We start from the raw sequence: 15,671 nt of genomic DNA on the forward strand, positions 1-15,671 counted from the left end.
GTAACTGCGCTAAAATCTACATCCCTTTTTCCTTTTTAGGAAGAGATTGATATACGATATCGTAGGATTGTTTTATAAGCTCTTTGATCTTGTTGTCGGGTACATCTTGATTAAAATAGACACTAATCCAGTATTTTTTATTCATATGCCAACCGGGTGTTATTTCTGAATATCGGGCTTGTAATTCACCCGACTCATTGGGATCGCATTTAATACAACAAAAATCAAATACTTCGATATTCACAAAACAAAACCATTTACTTCCTACATAAAAGCAAAGAACGTCCCGACTGTATTTATCAGGGACATTCGTGAAAGGCATTTTTTCATAAACACCATTCAACGAAAGGCAATATTCCCTAAACTCTTCAATATTCATAACTTTCGTATGTATGATAGATTATAGCGATATCCTATAGACTAAGAAACTTAATGGTTGGATGGAGACTTCAGTAGCGGGAGCCTCTAGTTCCACCGCTGATTCAATGGGTATGACTGTTTCCGGTTTACCCAATGTATTCTTCGCTTCTAGGTCTGAGGCATGTAAGACTGTCAACTTTCCTTTATGCTTGCCGGATGAGATTCCGTTTAGGTTTAATTTGATTTTTTTGCTCTGGATGCTGGTATTGACGATTTTGATGATGAACTCGTTTGTGCCTTTGTCGAAAGCGGCTGTGGCGAATAGCTCGCTTTGCCCGGTAACGGCTTCTTTGTTCATCGTCAGGGGCAATACGTTTGTTCCAGCATTGTGCCCGTATAATTGTTGTACATAGTAGTTAGGAGTTTTCACGATGTTTAGGTTGTCGAACCAGATTAAGTCCGGGCGCCATTGCCACGCATCGACATGTGCGAATAAAGGGGCGTATGTGCATAATTCGACCACGTCGGCATTTCGCTCAAGACCGGTCATAAACGCAGCCTCGCATAATGCGGTCAGGAAGCTATTCTCCCGGTTAGTCGGGTGGCAAGCATATTCACCGGCGAACACTTTGGGGCCTTGCCGATCATACGAATCATATCGTTTGGCACTATTTAGGAACCATTCCGGTGAGCGATAGAAATGTTCATCCACCAGATCTACTTTTAAGCATTTCATCTCCGGCCATAGATATTCGAAATCTTTGCCTTCCGAATTAGGACCGGAACTGCCGATGATTTTGATCTCCGGATATTTAGCTCGGATGGCTTTCACGAACGGTTCGAGGCGTTCGGGATATAACGGTCCCCATTGCTCGTTACCGATAGCGATAAATTTCAGATTAAAAGAAGCCGGATGCCCCATATCCGCACGCACTTTGCCCCATTGGGAGGTAACCGGGCCATTGGCGAATTCGATTAAGTCCAAGGCATCGTCTATATAAGGTTGTAATTTATCTACCGGTACATGTTGGTCCATGCCCTCATTCTCAAACTGGCATGACAGCCCGCAATTCAATACGGGCAAGGGCTCAGCTCCGATATCTTCGCTTAATTGGAAATACTCAAAGAATCCCAAACCGTAAGATTGATAATAGTCTGGGAATTTCTTGTGAGGAAATGTATAATTCCACCGATTGATATTGATAGGCCGATTCTCTATGGGGCCTACCGTATTTTTCCATTGGTAGCGTGTGGCGATGGTTGTACCCTCAACGATACATCCACCCGGGAAACGAAAGATTCCCGGCTTTAGATTTTTCAACGCTTGTGCTAGATCGCGGCGTAGGCCGTTCGTGCGATTGTTGAATGTCTTTTCTGGAAAAAGGGAGATATGTTCCAGATCCAAGGTGCCTGCCGTTTCCATCGTGATGCGTAGGCGTGATTTAGCCTCGGTCGCTTTGGGAGACAAGATAACGGAATATTTCTTCCAGTCTTTTCCTTTTATCTCTAGGTGTTGTGTCTCATAAATATCGTTATCTCTATTTACCAATTCGATACGTAGTTTGATCGGGTTATTGGTCTCGGTACGGGCATATAAGGAAAAGTCGTAATTTTCATTAGCTTTTATACCGATACCTTTGAAGCCTTCGTTCTCCAGACCGGTTCCGGTGATTTGTCCGGCATAAGTCAGGTGTGCGTAATGGGGGTTTTTGTCGAAACAGGGATTCTTTTCAGCTATGCTTACATCACCGAAAGGTTCCCAACCTCCCCATGGATTCTCAAACTCGAAGGAGCGGTTCTTGATTAGTTCCGCATACAATCCTCCATCTGCCCCGAAATTGATATCCTCGAAGAAGATTCCATACATAGTTGATTGGATAGGCGCACCTACATTCTGTACATCGATGTCAAACTCATACACAGGCACGATGTCTTGTGCGGTCATGCAGTTTATACCGACACTTAAGAGGAATAAAGCCGCAGTTTTTTTCATGTTCTTTCTTCTCATATTCTGTGTTTTTCAATAAATAAAGATTTAGACAATCAAATTCGCTATCATCTGTATAAACAAGATCAGGAATACCATCGCTATCGGATAAACTGTCGCATAAGCCACGCTTGGGGCTGGGCTGTCTGTCATGGAATCCGCGGCGGCAAGCCCCGGGGTACTGGTCATACCGCCGGCGATTGTTCCGACTAAATCGAGAATGTTGATCTTAAAGAAATAATATCCGGCTAATACAGCTACGATCATAGGGATCATTGTTATAGCGATACCGACTCCGAATAACGTTAAACCGCTTGATTGGAAAGTGGAAACTAGGTTTACACCGGCAGATGTCCCTACTTCGGAGAGGAATAGTAATAACCCCAATTGGCGAAGCAGGTTATTAGCGGAGCCGGACATAGACCAAATGATCGGGCCTGTTTTTCCGATGGCGCTTAATACCAAGGCAACCATAAGGATACCGCCGGTCAGTCCCGGAGAGAATGAGAAAGAATCCGAGAAGGATATATTTAATTTTCCAAACAATACGCCCAATACGATACCCATAGCGATCGGGAAAAAGTCCGTATCCGAAAGACGTTTCTCATCATTGCCGATGAATTGGGCGAGTTCGTTTACGCTTTCTTTCTCGCCGGCGACCATCAACTTATCTCCAAACTTCAACACTAAATTAGGTTCCGGGGAAAGGTCGATTCCGCTTCGACGCACACGGGTTACCGTACAACCGAAAGTGCCTTGTAAATTTAAATGCCCTAGCGATTTATTGATAATGCTCTTATTGGTAAGTAACAAGGATTGCAAAGTCTGTCCGCCACTTAACGGTAAATCTCCCTCGACACGTTCTCCCAACAATAATGTCAGTTGCTCCAAGGCTTTGTCATTACCTACGGCCTTCAATAAATCACCCTCGTGAAGTGAGGTATGGGGAGTTGGCATAGAAATGACATTGTCGTGTTTTATACGGGAGACTACCGCTCCGGTCATGGCCCGTACCTGCAATTGAGCCAAACTCTTTCCGCAGATGTTTTTATTCGTGACTTTAAATGCGGCGGTATGTAATGTAGGATATTGGCTTTTCCGTTGGGTTTCCAGCACTTTAGCCTCGGCTATCAAATCCTTGCGAAGCATTTTTGGCAATAGTTTCACGAAAAGGATCACGCCGATTACGCCGAACGGATAAGCGATACCATAGGCGATGGATGCGGCGGATGATTGCGTGGAGTCGATCGCTACCGCCAAACCGGGCGTACTCGTCAATGCCCCGGCGATCAGACCGACGATACTCGGGGTATCGATATCCAAGATATACTTGAATAAGATTCCTGTCAAGCATGCCGAACCGACAATTAATAACGTTAGGATAATGAGCGTCTTGCCTTTGGAGCGGAAGGAGTCGAAAAATCCGGGGCCCGCTTGGATACCAATGGTAAAGATAAATAATACCAGCCCCATATTCCCTAATTCCTTGGGTATGATAACCCCAAAATGACCGAATAACAGGGCGATGAAAATAACTGCCGATACATCTAGCGAAAGACCTTTGATCTGTATCCGGCCTAGCATGAATCCAAGCGCTATGATCAGAAACAGGGCAAAATAAGAAGACTGAAGTAATGTTTCAAACATGTCAGATAGTTTTGAAGTGAAGCTGTTAAAGATGCAAAATTAAACTTTTTAGTCCATTCGGGCAACGGCTTGGCTGGATTTCTGTACCTTTGTGCCATATTTTAGAAAAGAGAAAGTAAAGAGCATAAGCGTGAGACGATATTTTATATATCTGGGATATAACGGAAAGAATTTTCGGGGCTGGCAGATCCAGCCGAATGGTATGACGGTGCAGCAATCTATAGAGGAGGCCTTGGCCATCTTGATGCGTAAGCCCGTGCCTATTGTGGGGGCCGGCCGTACCGATGCCGGTGTACATGCCCGCTTAATGATCGCCCATTTTGATTGGGAAGGACCGATCGAGGATTTGGCTTTCCTTGCGGAAAAATTAAATAGGCTGCTGCCTAAAGATATCGCCGTTTATAAGATCGTGCCTGTCGTACCGGAAGCGCATGCCCGCTTCGACGCCACTTCACGAACCTATAAATATTATATTACGACCAGGAAAGATCCGTTTAATTATGAGCTGGTTTATAAGCTTCCCGGTCGTTTGGATTTCGAGGCGATGAACGAGGCGTGTAAGGTCTTATTCGATTATATCGATTTTACGAGTTTCAGTAAGTTGCATACGGATGTAAAGACGAATAATTGCCATATCCAACATGCGGGTTGGACGCAAGAAGGGGATATTTGGGTGTTTACGATCCGTGCAGACCGTTTCCTTCGTAATATGGTGCGTGCGATCGTTGGTACTTTATTGGAAGTCGGAAGAGGACGTTTAACGATAGACGGCTTCCGAAACGTGATTGAGGCAAAGGATCGTTGCAAGGCCGGAACCTCCGTGCCGGGACATGCCCTGTTCTTGGTAGACGTCACGTACCCGGAAGAACTCTTTCCTGTGGAGGGTTAAATCATGTGGTTAGCTCTAGCCTTCCTCTCTGCCTTTTTGTTAGGTTGTTACGAGGTCAATAAGAAAATGTCGTTAAATGGGAATGCCGTTATTCCCGTTTTATTCTTCAATACGCTCATAAGCAGTTTGATTTTCGTCCCGTTCATCTTGCTCTCTTTTTATACGGATTGCTTGGACGGGACGATGGTGTATGTACCCCGTGCCTCTCTGGAGGATCACGTGAAGGTGTTGATAAAAGCGGTGATCGTCTTATCCTCTTGGATATCGGGGTATTTTGCCTTGAAACATTTGCCGCTGACGATAACTGGGCCGATCAAGGCCAGCCAGCCCGTGCTTACATTACTGGGTGCGATGCTTCTGTTCGGGGAACGGCTGAATCTATTTCAATGGGTCGGAGTCTTGCTTTCTATCGCTTCCTTTTATCTCCTTTCCTCATCGGGGAAGAAAGAGGGGATTCATTTTGCCCATAATAAATGGATCTTCTTCACGGTCCTGTCTATCTTGACCGGGGCGATGAGCGGATTGTATGATAAGCATTTGATGCGTAGTATGGATGTAATGACGGTACAAGTCTGGTTTAATGTCTATCAATGTGTTATCATGTCATTTATCCTGTTGTTTCTATGGTATCCGAACCGGAAAAAGAGCACGCCTTTCCAATGGCGATGGAATATCATCTTTATCTCCGTATTCTTATGCGTGGCGGATTGGGTATACTTTTATGCTTTGACATTCCCGGATTCCATGATCTCGATCGTATCGATGGTACGTCGGAGTAACGTATTGGTGACATTCTTGGCGGGAGCCATCTTCTTCCATGAAAAAAACTTAAAGAACAAGGCGATCGACTTATTCCTTGTGTTGTTAGGAATGATATTCCTATATTTGGGGACAAAATAGAAAATTAGATAATGAGACGAGTTATAGTTACGTTGTTGATCTGTGTCTTTGCGTTGGGAATGAACGCACAAGATATGACAAGTGTGTTCACGGCGATGCCAGACCAATACATTCCTCAATTGGAGCACGCTTGGCGAAAGGATTTGGTGGATCTTTATACTTCAGGAAAAGAATCCCGGCTGAAAAATACGATGAATGGCTTTTCTACCTTGCAAAAGCTAACGAACGATTACCTTTTGCTACAGACTACGGAGCGTAGCACGGTAGAGATGAAATTACTTCCCTTGGTAAACAATACCTACGTGGTTTGTATGATCTCTACGGTAAACGGCCCGGTTCCGGATAGCCGTATCGAGTTTTTCACGACCAATTGGGAGCCTTTGGCAACATCCGATTTATTCACGCAGCCAACTTCCGATTGGTATATCAAGCAGGGAATAGATAAGAAAGACGAAGCCTATCAAGAGGCCGCCTCACATTTGGATATGGATTTAATTCAATATCGATTGAGTCCGGATGATCAGACTTTGACCGCCATTTATACGACTCCTCAATATCTGAGCCAAGAGGCTCGTGAGAAAATAGAGCCGTATCTCAGTGAACCGAAAGTCTATACGTGGCAGAAATATCATTTTCAGTAATTCTTTCCTTATCCATCCACTCCGATATAGTTCATGAGGTTTTACTGCAACCCGCTTTGCAGTACTACTGTGGGTTGCAGTAGTACTGCGATAAAGAGTCTTTTTTAATGGGTAGGAGAGACTAAGATCCCTTCTTCATTAAAAAGAATCGTTATATCTCGGTCTCCTTGCTCCAGCTCGAACTCATAAGAGAGTCCTTCCGCTTTTTGAATGACATGGATATCATCGATTCGATAAGAGGCATATGTGGAGGCCTTGAATGCGGTCATCACGATATCGGGTACTTGGGAAGAGCGTATTTCCCACTCCGTATATAACCATTTGTTCTGGGTATCCAGCCAAACTTCCTTATGGATATTCTCATGAAGGATATCCACCTCGGTACCTTTTGCCTCCGTATCTATCTCAAGGATTGTCGCTCCCGGATACATTTCTGAAATGAGTTCCTTAATAGCGCTGGGGGTAACGGAGGGACGATGCTCGTTGTCGCCGTTACCATCGGTTACTTCCTTGATGAGAATACCGCCTTCCGTATAATGTAGATCTACATCTTGCTCGCCATTTTCAACGTCGAGAACGTAAATGGTACCAGCGTCCGGACGTTCTAGCATATCTACATCGTCTATCTTCCATTTAGCGTATAGGCTTGCCTCGAAACTGTTTTTTACGGTTTGGGGCAAAGCCTTGTAAGGAAGATCGGTCTCTGTCAGCATCCAGTTGCCTTGCGGATCAAACCACGCTTCAGCCTCATATGAACCGGTGTAAAATTCTGCTTTGACATAGCCTGCCTCGTTCTCCCAACTGACACGTTGCGCATCCGGATATTTTGTGTCAAAGGCTTTTGTTACAATACTCTCAGGTGTGAATTTGTCATCATCGTCATCACATGACATGAATACGAATGAGCTGCAAACCAAAGTTGCCATTATGAATGCTTTTGTTTTCATACGATTGATTTTAATTAAAAATATATTAATACTTATCTTAGAGTGTCTATTAGTCATCGATATCAATCAAGTTCCCTTTTAAGTCGAATGTCATCTCAAGACCGTTATCTAGCTTTATCTCATAATCCCGTATCTCTTTTTCTATTTTAACAACCTTATTCGATGAATAGTTTTTCTTGATAAGGTCTTGTATTACCTCCGGAATGATCGCTTGCGGGATAGGGAGCCCATGCCGTTTAATCTCTTTCCATTCTCCTTTATGGTTAAACTCAACATTGGTCCCGTCCGTGAGGATCACGTCGTAACTGCTAATCCGGATCAGATTTTTCTCTATTTGGATATGCGATACCGGGATGTCCTTAAAATGATCCGATATGAATTGGCGGCTGGAAACCGGCAATACGTTGGTGTCACTCGTGATCTTATCGTTGCCGGCACAAGCCATGACAGATAATAATGATAAGACTATCAGTAAATAATTGATCCTTTTCATATGCCTTGTTTTTTATTATACCGCAAAGGAAAGGATGCATTTTGGAAAAAATTGGGAATTTCGGCCGTTAATAGAATAATAATGTGAATGTATGCATACCATTTGCGTATTGGTAATCTATCCGGATCGAATATAGATCGACTATTGATTTGACAATGGCCAACCCAAGGCCCGTCGATTCTTGTTGTTTGCTTTGGCTGGCAAAACGGGCAAATAATAATTCCTTATCAAGGGTTTTGTCGATTCCCGTATTTGCGATCGTAAGCATACGGCGAGAGATCGTGATTCCTATATCCCCTTTCTCGTAATTATGGACATAGGCGTTTTTTATGAGATTGGTGATTAACGTAGTGGCCAGCGATTCATTCATGGTGCATACCAAACTCTCTTTTTCTGAAACTCGTAAGTGGAGAGCTTTTCTTTCGTATATGTCATTAATTCCTTCTAATATCTTATGGATAAGATGATTTAGGCAAATATCCCGGGTTTCGGGGAATTGTTTGTTATCTATCCGAGAAAGTAATAGGAGGGATTTATTCAACCGGATGATGCCGTTCAACGCTTGATGCAAGCCAGCGATCTCTTTCAGTTGATCTTCCGTGCAATCCGGATGTTCGCTTAATAATTCTAATTTGTTCATGCATACGGCCAATGGAGTTTGTAACTCGTGGGCGGCATTCTCTACGAAATGTCTTTGTTTGTTGTATAGCTTGTCACTCTGGTTGACGCTTTCTTGAACGGTCTCGTTTAATATCTTAAATTCCTCGATGGGTGTAGGGTTGTTTAATGGAGGATTATATTTGCCTACTTGAAAACTTTTCAACCAGCTTAATAGCATATATAAAGGCTTAAAGCTTCTTTTGAATCCTCGATGGATCACGAATAAGATGCAACTTATCAATGCGATATATAAGACGGCCATGCTCCAGATAATCGTCTCGATCATATCTTCTTGTTCTAAGGTGGATAACTCCAGCGTCAGTTCGTAGAATTTACGATCTTTTGTCATGAAATAAGTGCGTAAGGCACGAACCGGTTCGTATTCTTGCTCTATCTCTATGTATACCGTAGCATCGTAGAACTCGTCCTTATCTAGTTTCGCTTCGCTTTCCGGAACCTCACGAATGTAGTACCGGGTCATGATATCCACATGATCTTTCAGCAATGTGCTGTCCGCTAAGGCGGAGCGGATGATAATCTCTTTGTAGTTCTCAAGGCTGTCATTCGTCTCGTCTTCTACCTCATGTAGAATCATAAGGCAGAAAACACATCCCCAAGCGGCGAAAATGACCAATATGGGGACAAATAAATTGCGGAGGGTGTAATGGATTAGCTTCATATTTATTCCTCGTCGGTCATTTTGTAACCGAAGCCATAGACCGCCTTTATTTCGGGGATGGCTCCGGCGGCTTTTAATTTCTTTCGCAAGTTTTTTACTTGGCTATAGATGAAGTCGAAATTATCGGCTTGGTCTATATAATCTCCCCAGACGGACTCGGCTAAAGTAGCTTTGCTGATCAAACGGTTGGGGTTGGATATGAAATAGTAGAGCAGATCGAACTCCTTACGGTTCAATACGATCTCTTTCCCGTTTATATAGACGGAATGTTTATCGGGATATATCGTTAGGTTCGCTAAAGACAGTTGCAATTCCCCATCTTGTTGCTTGCGGCGGATAACGCTCTTGATGCGGGCGTTCAATTCCGCCAGATGGAAAGGCTTGGTCAGATAATCATCGGCCCCAAGATCTAATCCTGTAACTTTATCCTCGATAGAGTCTTTTGCGGAGATAATGATGATGCTGTCTTTCTTGCGTAAGGCTCTTAATTCCTTCAAAAGGGTAAGGCCGCTACCTCCCGGAAGCATGATGTCTAATACGATACAATCGTAATCATAATCATTTATTTTAAGAGAAGCTTCCCGGAAAGAGGAAGCGCTCTCTACCACATATCGTTCTTTTTCAAGAGAACGAACGATAACTTCTCTCAGTGCGTTTTCATCTTCGACTACCAGAATTTTCATAGGCTAGCTTGTTAATCACACAAAGCTACTGAAATATTCTGGTAAAAATTTGGAATAAGAAAAGATTCAGTACCGTTCTACTTCAATAATTGGGCCTCTGAGTTAAACGTGAGGCGAACCTCATTGTTCTCATGCTCTAGTTTGAATACGTAAAATGTTCCCGAAGGCTTGTCTATTTGTGTCACCTCATCTATCTTATATTCATGATAAGCCGAATTTGTTAGGTTGTCCATGATGTCTACGGGAACATCTTCGGCATGGATATCGAATTTCGTGCTTAGCCACTCGTTATTTTTGCCGAGCAGAACCTCTTTCTTAACGCCTTTATCCTTGATGTCGACTTCTACACCTGCGGCATCTTTATCGTAATCGGTAATGGTCGCCCCCGGATATTTTATCTGGATCACCTTTTGAATCGCTTGAGGGACCGATTTGTCATCGGAACCTTGTTTCTTTTGTTGGCAACCTACGGTGAGGAATAAGCAGTAGCTCATGAATAAAATGGCTGTAAATGATACTTTTAGTTTCATAACGTTTAAGTTTTCTATTACAAACAAGCGGGTGACAGGCAAAGTTTTTTCCAAATAAGTTAATTTTCCATGATATGTTTTTCTTCCTTTGTCGTCTTGATTATAGAAATGGAACTTGAGACGTTTAAAATAACCGTACTACCTCTCCGGCAGAAGATGTTGAATTTCTCCCAGAGACTGGTTGAGGACACAGCCGATGCTGAGGATGTGGTGCAAGAGGCATTCATAAAGCTTTGGTATATCCGGGAAAAACTGGATGCCTACCATAGCGTGGAGGCGCTGGCTATGCAGGTTACGAAAAATCTCTCATTGGATAAGATAAAGTTGCGAAAGCCGCAGGGATCGGAGTTGGAGAGCGTTACGTTGGTATCGGATGCGGTAAGCCCCGACGAACAACTGGAGCAAAGGGATGCCGCCGAATGCATACGGCACTTGATCGCCCAGTTGCCCGCTTTGCAGCAAACCATTATCCGGATGAAGGATGTAGAGGGCTATGAGTTAGCCGAGATTGCGGAGATCACGGCTACACCGGTCGAGAATGTCCGGGTGAATCTCTCAAGGGCTCGGAAAAAGATACGGGAACAGTTTTTACAATTAAATAAACAAGAGAAATGGACATAGACGAGTTATTAAACCGATATTTTGAAGGAGAAACCTCTTCGGAAGAAGAGCGGGAACTTCGAGCCTTCTTTACTTCCGGGAATGTTCCGGACAGGTTGGCGGTCTATACGCCTATGTTTGCCTATTTGGAGGAAGAGAGCCGGAAGGAGCGACAGCCGGATGAGGCATTGATTCCGATTGATGAGGATATCCTTTTTATGCTGGATGCGGAAAAGGTGGAGGAAAAGAAGACGTTTACTTTACGATCCGTGTTGTATTTGGTATCCGGTATCGCCGCCAGTTTCTTGCTGCTTTTGGGGCTTAACCATCTGTTGAATCCGGTAGATCCTTGCTTCTGCTCGGATAATTATGTCGTTATAAACGGTCGTTGTTATACGGATATTCATAAAGTTCGCTCCATGGCGCTGGAAGCTTTGCAGGAGGTGGCCACACCTGCGGACGAGTACTTTCCGGAAGTGGATCGTGATGAGGCCGACCGTATGATTATAGATAACCAATTGGACGAGCTTCGTTCTTTATTTGATGATAATGAATAAAAATACTGTAAATATGAGACGGTTCGAATACATGTTATGGTTGCTGGTGGCGGTATTTTGCTTAATGCCTTGTGGTGTCTCGGCTGCCGAGACACAGAAAGACTTGAAGATTCAGGAAGTTTTTCAACGATATGGCAAAAAACGTAATGTCACGATGGTGGAGTTGTCTAACGAGATGTTGGAAACGTATGGCATGACTCGTTATAAGAGTATTACGATCAAAGATGATCCGGAAGCCCTGCGGTTTACCCGCCAATGTCTGGAAGCGGACCAGAAAGGGGCCCGGAAGATCAAAGAGGTGACGGACGATGGAGGGGTAGTCTCCGCTTATTACCAGTTGAAGGGCGTAGAAGCAGATATCAACCGTTTTGTCCTTTTTAAGGTCAGCAAGAAAGGGGTAATAACTTTGGTGTACATCGAGGGAGATTTGGATAGTGATGATTTAATCACGCTATTATTTACGAAGAAAGATTTATAAACAAACAAAACAGATAGGAAGATGAAAAGAATACTTTTAGTCTTAATGGCTTGCTTCCCGGTAATCGGGTTGATGGCCGCTGAGGTTGAGCCTTTGGCTGGGGATACGATTATCACCCTTGAGAGAAAACGTATCGAGGTGAAAGATAATGGCGATCGCATGAAAGTCAGGGTGTATGAGGTAGACGAGGATGGTGATTCCGTGGACGACGAGTTGATCTTCGAAGGGCATTACCGGGACGGACAAAGCTATGAACGCCGTAAACACGTGAAGTCTATCAATATCCCTGTGCCTACTTGGGATAAGGACTTCAATCCGCATTGGGCCGGTTTTGGAATGGGCTTCGCGAACTTTGCGGATGGGAGTTTACATGTAAATGATGTAGACGGAGTCTCCCTTCGTAGTGGAAACTCATTGGAATATAATTTGAATGTATTGGAAAAAGCGTTCCCGTTCTCTCGGTATCGTTGGGCAGTGGTGATCGGTGCCGGTATGCGTTGGAGCCGTTACCGTATAGATTCGAATGAGTATTTCAAGGAGATAGACGGTGTTACGGCTTTACGTCCGGCTCCTGAGGGTGTTACGTTGAAAGCGAGTAAGTTGAATATCACGAGTCTGACCATTCCGTTGTTATTGGAATGGCAACCTAAAAAGCGTTCGAGTGAATTCTTCTTGTCTGCGGGTGTAGTCGGTGTGATCAAGACTTGTTCTTCCTCGAAGATCGTATATAATGACGCTTCCGGTAAAAAGCACAAAGAGAAAATGGATTTCGGTATGAATATCCGTCCGGTAACTATGGATTTCTTATTTCAAGCCGGTTGGGATTGGATCGGTCTTTACGCCAAGTACTCACCGATCGACCTCTTTGAAAATGGGAAAGGTCCGAAGGTGCATCCGGTTTCTATCGGCTTGCAGTTGCATTTGTAGATCGTTGAGGTTTTACGGAAAAAGAACGTACGATATGCCGGATCTTGTTAACCAAGGTTCGGCATCGTTTTTCTTTCTTGTTGGCGTAAATAGGATCGGCATCCTACGTACGTTACGATCAAGGGAAAAGGAGAATAGCGTACGATACAGACACCGACGATGGCCCCGATCGACATTAACAGAACTAATTTAAGACGACTTACGGTCCATACTTTTTTATCTACGATCCACATTCCGATCGTGAGCGCCGCCATCTCCGGGAAGATAATCTCTTTCTCTCCCATAAGCTCGGAGACACCCACCATTAATAAGATCATTAATAAAGCGCAAATATATCGTTTACGTGGAACAGGGTCGTTGAATAATTGTTTATTGCTCATAATGTGTTTTTTGGGAAAACGTCGCAAAGGTACGGCATTTATCTTGAAAAAACTTATTTTATACTTTTTTGATGGGGATCGGGAAGTATTGCAAACTTATCCGGCGATATGGCCATTTCTTAATCGTGGAAATAAGATGAACTTTGCAATATAAATAGAAGACAAAGTAATAAATAAAAAGGAGGTTCAAGATGGGTTTTATTAAGGTAGGTGCCGTATTGTTCGCAAGTCTTTTGGTAGGAATGGCGAACGCTAGTAATGGAAATAAGAATAATAACAATAAAACAGAAAATAAAATGACAGTAACAGAATTAACACAAGAAGATTTCGTAAAGAAAGTGTATGACTTTGAGACAAACCCGAACGCATGGAAGTTCGAGGGTGATAAACCTGCGGTTATCGATTTCTATGCCACTTGGTGTGGCCCTTGTAAGATGATGTCTCCTATCTTGGATGAGATCAGCAAAGAGTACGAGGGTAAAATCAACGTATATAAGGTGAATGTCGATAAAGAGGCGGATTTAGCGAGTGTTTTCGGTATCCGTAGTATTCCTTCTTTATTGTTTGTACCGATGAAGAAAGAACCGAGTATGGTTCAAGGGGCTATGCAGAAGAATGAGTTGAAGAAATTGGTTGATGATATTTTATTAGAGTCGAAATAACTCGTATAGTGTGTTTTGGGGATTAGTGACGCGGAAGTTTGCTGGGAATAAAGTGAACTTCCGCTTTTTGTTTATATAATATTGTTATCTTTATCCGTCTTAAAATCCGGAAGAAATCTATGGAATATATTTTTAATACTCGCTTAAGAGGTAATATAGCGTTGACCGATTCGTATCACACGAACCTTGCTTTGCAGAAAGATAATACGCTTTACAAATTTATTTGGGTACAAAGCGGTTCGTTGCAACTGGAGATCGATCACGTACCGACTACCTTAGTGAAAGGTGAGATTATTCCCTTGACTCCTTTGCACCATATCGAGTTCAAGGCGATCAATGGCGAGTACTTGACCCTTCTGTTTAACAGTAACTTCTATTGCATTTTCGGACATGACAATGAGGTGTCGTGTAATGGTTTTCTTTTTAACGGGACTTCCAATGTGATGCAATTGAAATTGAGCGAATCCCAAGTTGCCTCTTTGCGCGATATCACCGACAGCCTAACGAGTGAGTACGCCATAAAGGATAATTTGCAAGAGGAGATGCTGCGTATCTTACTGAAACGTTTCATTATTTTGTGCACCCGGATCGCACGTGAGAAGTTTTCGGTAAGCCCGGAACGGGAAAAGGCGTTCGATATGGTTCGCCAGTTCTATGTATTGGTAGATAACCATTTTAAGGAAAAGAAGATGGTCCAAGATTATGCGGATATGCTGCATCGCTCACCAAAAACCCTATCCAACCTTTTTACGACTTGCGGATTACCTTCTCCGTTACGGATCATTCACGAACGAATTGAGGCTGAGGCCAAACGATTGCTATTATATAGCCAGAAGAGCGCGAAGGAAATCACGGAGATCTTGGGCTTCGAGGATCAAGCCACATTCAGCCGTTTTTTCAAGAAAATGACGGGAGAAAGCGTCTCTGAGTACCGGAAAAGAGAGAAACGGGAATAATTGCTAACTCATCCGGTAAAATCGCCATTTACGGGATAGGTGTTTCTACCGATCTTTGCGGTATAAGTTCAATACTATAAAACAAATAATAAGATGAAAAAGTTGAATGACCTGTTTTACTCGTTTTTGCAAGTGGCGGCCTCTACTCAGAAGCTAGGTATTAATTTGATCCGTATATCGATCTTGATCATATTTGTGTGGATCGGCGGTTTGAAGTTCTGGAATTATGAAGCGGAAGGCATCGTTCCGTTTGTGGCGAACAGCCCTTTCATGAGTTTCTTCTATACGAAAAGCGCTCCCGAATATAAGACGTATAAATTAAAAGAGGGTGAGTTCGATCAAGCGAAGCATGAGTGGCATCAAGAGAATAACACGTATGGCTTCTCTCGTGGCTTGGGAATCTTGATCATGGCGATCGGTATCTTGACTTTCCTCGGCATTTTCTCGCCGAAGATCGGTTTGGTAGGAGCGGGGTTGGCTATAATCATGACGTTCGGGACGTTGTCCTTCTTGGTCACGACTCCGGAGGTCTGGGTACCTAATCTTGGCAGCGGGGAATTTGGTTTCCCGTTATTATCGGGGGCCGGGCGATTGGTGATAAAAGATACGGCGATACTGGCCGGTGCGATCGTGGTGCTGTCGGATTCGGCGCAACGGATCTTGAAAAAGAAATAAGCGAAACAAGAAAAAGGGGA

Annotated in this window: 19 protein-coding genes; 10 read left to right on the forward strand and 9 right to left on the reverse strand. The window is 43.5% G+C overall.

Translation table 11 applies throughout. The features are described 5' to 3' along the window. Positions 1-16: 16 nt before the first annotated feature. Genes DW033_RS05300 through DW033_RS05310 form a run of 3 tightly spaced genes read right to left on the reverse strand, consistent with a single transcriptional unit; the run spans position 17 to position 3,994 of the window. Positions 17-379, reverse strand: coding sequence for an MmcQ/YjbR family DNA-binding protein (locus DW033_RS05300; protein ID WP_122297559.1), 363 nt, complete (start codon positions 377-379; stop codon positions 17-19). A 21-nt stretch (positions 380-400) separates the two neighbouring features. After that, entirely contained in the window at positions 401-2,368 is a 1,968-nt protein-coding gene (locus tag DW033_RS05305) for an alpha-L-arabinofuranosidase C-terminal domain-containing protein (protein WP_122382517.1), read from the reverse strand. Between the two features lie 27 nt (positions 2,369-2,395). After that, the gene (locus tag DW033_RS05310; RefSeq protein ID WP_122382518.1) at positions 2,396-3,994 is read right to left on the reverse strand and encodes an aspartate:alanine exchanger family transporter; all 1,599 of its coding nucleotides are present in this window, start codon (positions 3,992-3,994) and stop codon (positions 2,396-2,398) included. Between the two features lie 130 nt (positions 3,995-4,124). Between DW033_RS05310 and truA the strand changes: the two genes are divergently transcribed. From truA to DW033_RS05325, 3 genes are read left to right on the forward strand one after another with little or no spacing between them, the layout of a single operon-like run. Then, entirely contained in the window at positions 4,125-4,883 is a 759-nt protein-coding gene (truA, locus tag DW033_RS05315) for a tRNA pseudouridine(38-40) synthase TruA (protein WP_005854725.1), read from the forward strand. 3 nt (positions 4,884-4,886) lie between these two features. Next, the gene (locus DW033_RS05320) at positions 4,887-5,783 is read left to right on the forward strand and encodes a DMT family transporter (protein WP_005864820.1); all 897 of its coding nucleotides are present in this window, start codon (positions 4,887-4,889) and stop codon (positions 5,781-5,783) included. Between the two features lie 11 nt (positions 5,784-5,794). Further along, complete coding sequence (locus DW033_RS05325; protein WP_005854730.1) at positions 5,795-6,424, forward strand: DUF3256 family protein; 630 nt, start codon at positions 5,795-5,797, stop codon at positions 6,422-6,424. A 104-nt stretch (positions 6,425-6,528) separates the two neighbouring features. On the opposite strand, the gene DW033_RS05330 is transcribed toward DW033_RS05325, so the two are convergent. The 5 genes from DW033_RS05330 to DW033_RS05350 form a co-directional block, all read right to left on the reverse strand. Then, a complete protein-coding gene (locus DW033_RS05330; protein ID WP_122382519.1) occupies positions 6,529-7,371 on the reverse strand; it encodes a PepSY-like domain-containing protein in 843 nt (280 codons plus the stop codon). A 49-nt stretch (positions 7,372-7,420) separates the two neighbouring features. Beyond that, positions 7,421-7,864, reverse strand: coding sequence for a PepSY-like domain-containing protein (locus DW033_RS05335; RefSeq protein ID WP_005864826.1), 444 nt, complete (start codon positions 7,862-7,864; stop codon positions 7,421-7,423). 67 nt (positions 7,865-7,931) lie between these two features. Further along, positions 7,932-9,203: a HAMP domain-containing sensor histidine kinase gene (locus DW033_RS05340; RefSeq protein WP_008773407.1), complete on the reverse strand. Its 1,272-nt coding sequence runs from the start codon at positions 9,201-9,203 to the stop codon at positions 7,932-7,934. Between the two features lie 2 nt (positions 9,204-9,205). Then, positions 9,206-9,886, reverse strand: coding sequence for a response regulator transcription factor (locus DW033_RS05345; RefSeq protein ID WP_005854737.1), 681 nt, complete (start codon positions 9,884-9,886; stop codon positions 9,206-9,208). 77 nt (positions 9,887-9,963) lie between these two features. Beyond that, positions 9,964-10,416, reverse strand: coding sequence for a PepSY-like domain-containing protein (locus tag DW033_RS05350; RefSeq protein WP_057326680.1), 453 nt, complete (start codon positions 10,414-10,416; stop codon positions 9,964-9,966). Between the two features lie 69 nt (positions 10,417-10,485). Here DW033_RS05350 and DW033_RS05355 point away from each other — a divergent pair, with 69 nt between their 5' ends. Genes DW033_RS05355 through DW033_RS05370 form a run of 4 tightly spaced genes read left to right on the forward strand, consistent with a single transcriptional unit; the run spans position 10,486 to position 12,978 of the window. Further along, positions 10,486-11,037 carry an RNA polymerase sigma factor gene (locus tag DW033_RS05355; RefSeq protein WP_081024228.1) on the forward strand — a complete coding sequence of 184 codons (552 nt, stop codon included), beginning with the start codon at positions 10,486-10,488 and terminating at the stop codon, positions 11,035-11,037. Further along, the gene (locus tag DW033_RS05360) at positions 11,028-11,573 is read left to right on the forward strand and encodes a hypothetical protein (protein ID WP_057326681.1); all 546 of its coding nucleotides are present in this window, start codon (positions 11,028-11,030) and stop codon (positions 11,571-11,573) included. The genes DW033_RS05355 and DW033_RS05360 overlap by 10 nt, the downstream gene beginning before the upstream one ends. Before the next feature lie 13 nt (positions 11,574-11,586). Then, positions 11,587-12,051, forward strand: coding sequence for a hypothetical protein (locus DW033_RS05365; protein ID WP_005864834.1), 465 nt, complete (start codon positions 11,587-11,589; stop codon positions 12,049-12,051). 21 nt (positions 12,052-12,072) lie between these two features. Next, positions 12,073-12,978, forward strand: coding sequence for an outer membrane beta-barrel protein (locus DW033_RS05370; RefSeq protein ID WP_057326682.1), 906 nt, complete (start codon positions 12,073-12,075; stop codon positions 12,976-12,978). Between the two features lie 47 nt (positions 12,979-13,025). On the opposite strand, the gene DW033_RS05375 is transcribed toward DW033_RS05370, so the two are convergent. After that, positions 13,026-13,358: a hypothetical protein gene (locus DW033_RS05375; RefSeq protein WP_057326683.1), complete on the reverse strand. Its 333-nt coding sequence runs from the start codon at positions 13,356-13,358 to the stop codon at positions 13,026-13,028. A gap of 191 nt (positions 13,359-13,549) precedes the next feature. On the opposite strand from DW033_RS05375, the gene trxA reads away from it, so the two are divergent. The 3 genes from trxA to DW033_RS05390 all read left to right on the forward strand — a co-directional run bounded on the left by trxA (position 13,550) and on the right by DW033_RS05390 (position 15,651). Next, a complete protein-coding gene (gene trxA / locus DW033_RS05380; protein ID WP_057326684.1) occupies positions 13,550-14,020 on the forward strand; it encodes a thioredoxin in 471 nt (156 codons plus the stop codon). Positions 14,021-14,139: 119 nt separating this feature from the next. Then, a complete protein-coding gene (locus tag DW033_RS05385; protein WP_005864844.1) occupies positions 14,140-14,976 on the forward strand; it encodes a helix-turn-helix domain-containing protein in 837 nt (278 codons plus the stop codon). Between the two features lie 93 nt (positions 14,977-15,069). Then, entirely contained in the window at positions 15,070-15,651 is a 582-nt protein-coding gene (locus DW033_RS05390; protein ID WP_005854756.1) for a DUF417 family protein, read from the forward strand. Positions 15,652-15,671: the final 20 nt, after the last annotated feature.

It is taken from the genome of Parabacteroides sp. AF39-10AC, from assembly GCF_003635405.1.
Classification (GTDB): Bacteria; Bacteroidota; Bacteroidia; order Bacteroidales; family Tannerellaceae; genus Parabacteroides; species Parabacteroides distasonis.

Bases quoted from the DNA above. Each gene is read 5' to 3' on its own strand.
- DW033_RS05370 (WP_057326682.1), top strand. From the start codon at position 12,073: ATGAAAAGAATACTTTTAGTCTTAATGGCTTGCTTCCCGGTAATCGGG.
- DW033_RS05320 (WP_005864820.1), top strand. From the start codon at position 4,887: ATGTGGTTAGCTCTAGCCTTCCTCTCTGCCTTTTTGTTAGGTTGTTAC.
- DW033_RS05355 (WP_081024228.1), top strand. From the start codon at position 10,486: ATGATATGTTTTTCTTCCTTTGTCGTCTTGATTATAGAAATGGAACTT.
- DW033_RS05305 (WP_122382517.1), bottom strand. From the start codon at position 2,368: ATGAGAAGAAAGAACATGAAAAAAACTGCGGCTTTATTCCTCTTAAGT.
- DW033_RS05325 (WP_005854730.1), top strand. From the start codon at position 5,795: ATGAGACGAGTTATAGTTACGTTGTTGATCTGTGTCTTTGCGTTGGGA.
- DW033_RS05375 (WP_057326683.1), bottom strand. From the start codon at position 13,358: ATGAGCAATAAACAATTATTCAACGACCCTGTTCCACGTAAACGATAT.
- DW033_RS05330 (WP_122382519.1), bottom strand. From the start codon at position 7,371: ATGAAAACAAAAGCATTCATAATGGCAACTTTGGTTTGCAGCTCATTC.
- DW033_RS05365 (WP_005864834.1), top strand. From the start codon at position 11,587: ATGAGACGGTTCGAATACATGTTATGGTTGCTGGTGGCGGTATTTTGC.
- DW033_RS05390 (WP_005854756.1), top strand. From the start codon at position 15,070: ATGAAAAAGTTGAATGACCTGTTTTACTCGTTTTTGCAAGTGGCGGCC.
- DW033_RS05360 (WP_057326681.1), top strand. From the start codon at position 11,028: ATGGACATAGACGAGTTATTAAACCGATATTTTGAAGGAGAAACCTCT.
- DW033_RS05385 (WP_005864844.1), top strand. From the start codon at position 14,140: ATGGAATATATTTTTAATACTCGCTTAAGAGGTAATATAGCGTTGACC.
- DW033_RS05345 (WP_005854737.1), bottom strand. From the start codon at position 9,886: ATGAAAATTCTGGTAGTCGAAGATGAAAACGCACTGAGAGAAGTTATC.
- DW033_RS05310 (WP_122382518.1), bottom strand. From the start codon at position 3,994: ATGTTTGAAACATTACTTCAGTCTTCTTATTTTGCCCTGTTTCTGATC.
- DW033_RS05335 (WP_005864826.1), bottom strand. From the start codon at position 7,864: ATGAAAAGGATCAATTATTTACTGATAGTCTTATCATTATTATCTGTC.
- DW033_RS05340 (WP_008773407.1), bottom strand. From the start codon at position 9,203: ATGAAGCTAATCCATTACACCCTCCGCAATTTATTTGTCCCCATATTG.
- trxA (WP_057326684.1), top strand. From the start codon at position 13,550: ATGGGTTTTATTAAGGTAGGTGCCGTATTGTTCGCAAGTCTTTTGGTA.
- DW033_RS05300 (WP_122297559.1), bottom strand. From the start codon at position 379: ATGAATATTGAAGAGTTTAGGGAATATTGCCTTTCGTTGAATGGTGTT.
- DW033_RS05350 (WP_057326680.1), bottom strand. From the start codon at position 10,416: ATGAAACTAAAAGTATCATTTACAGCCATTTTATTCATGAGCTACTGC.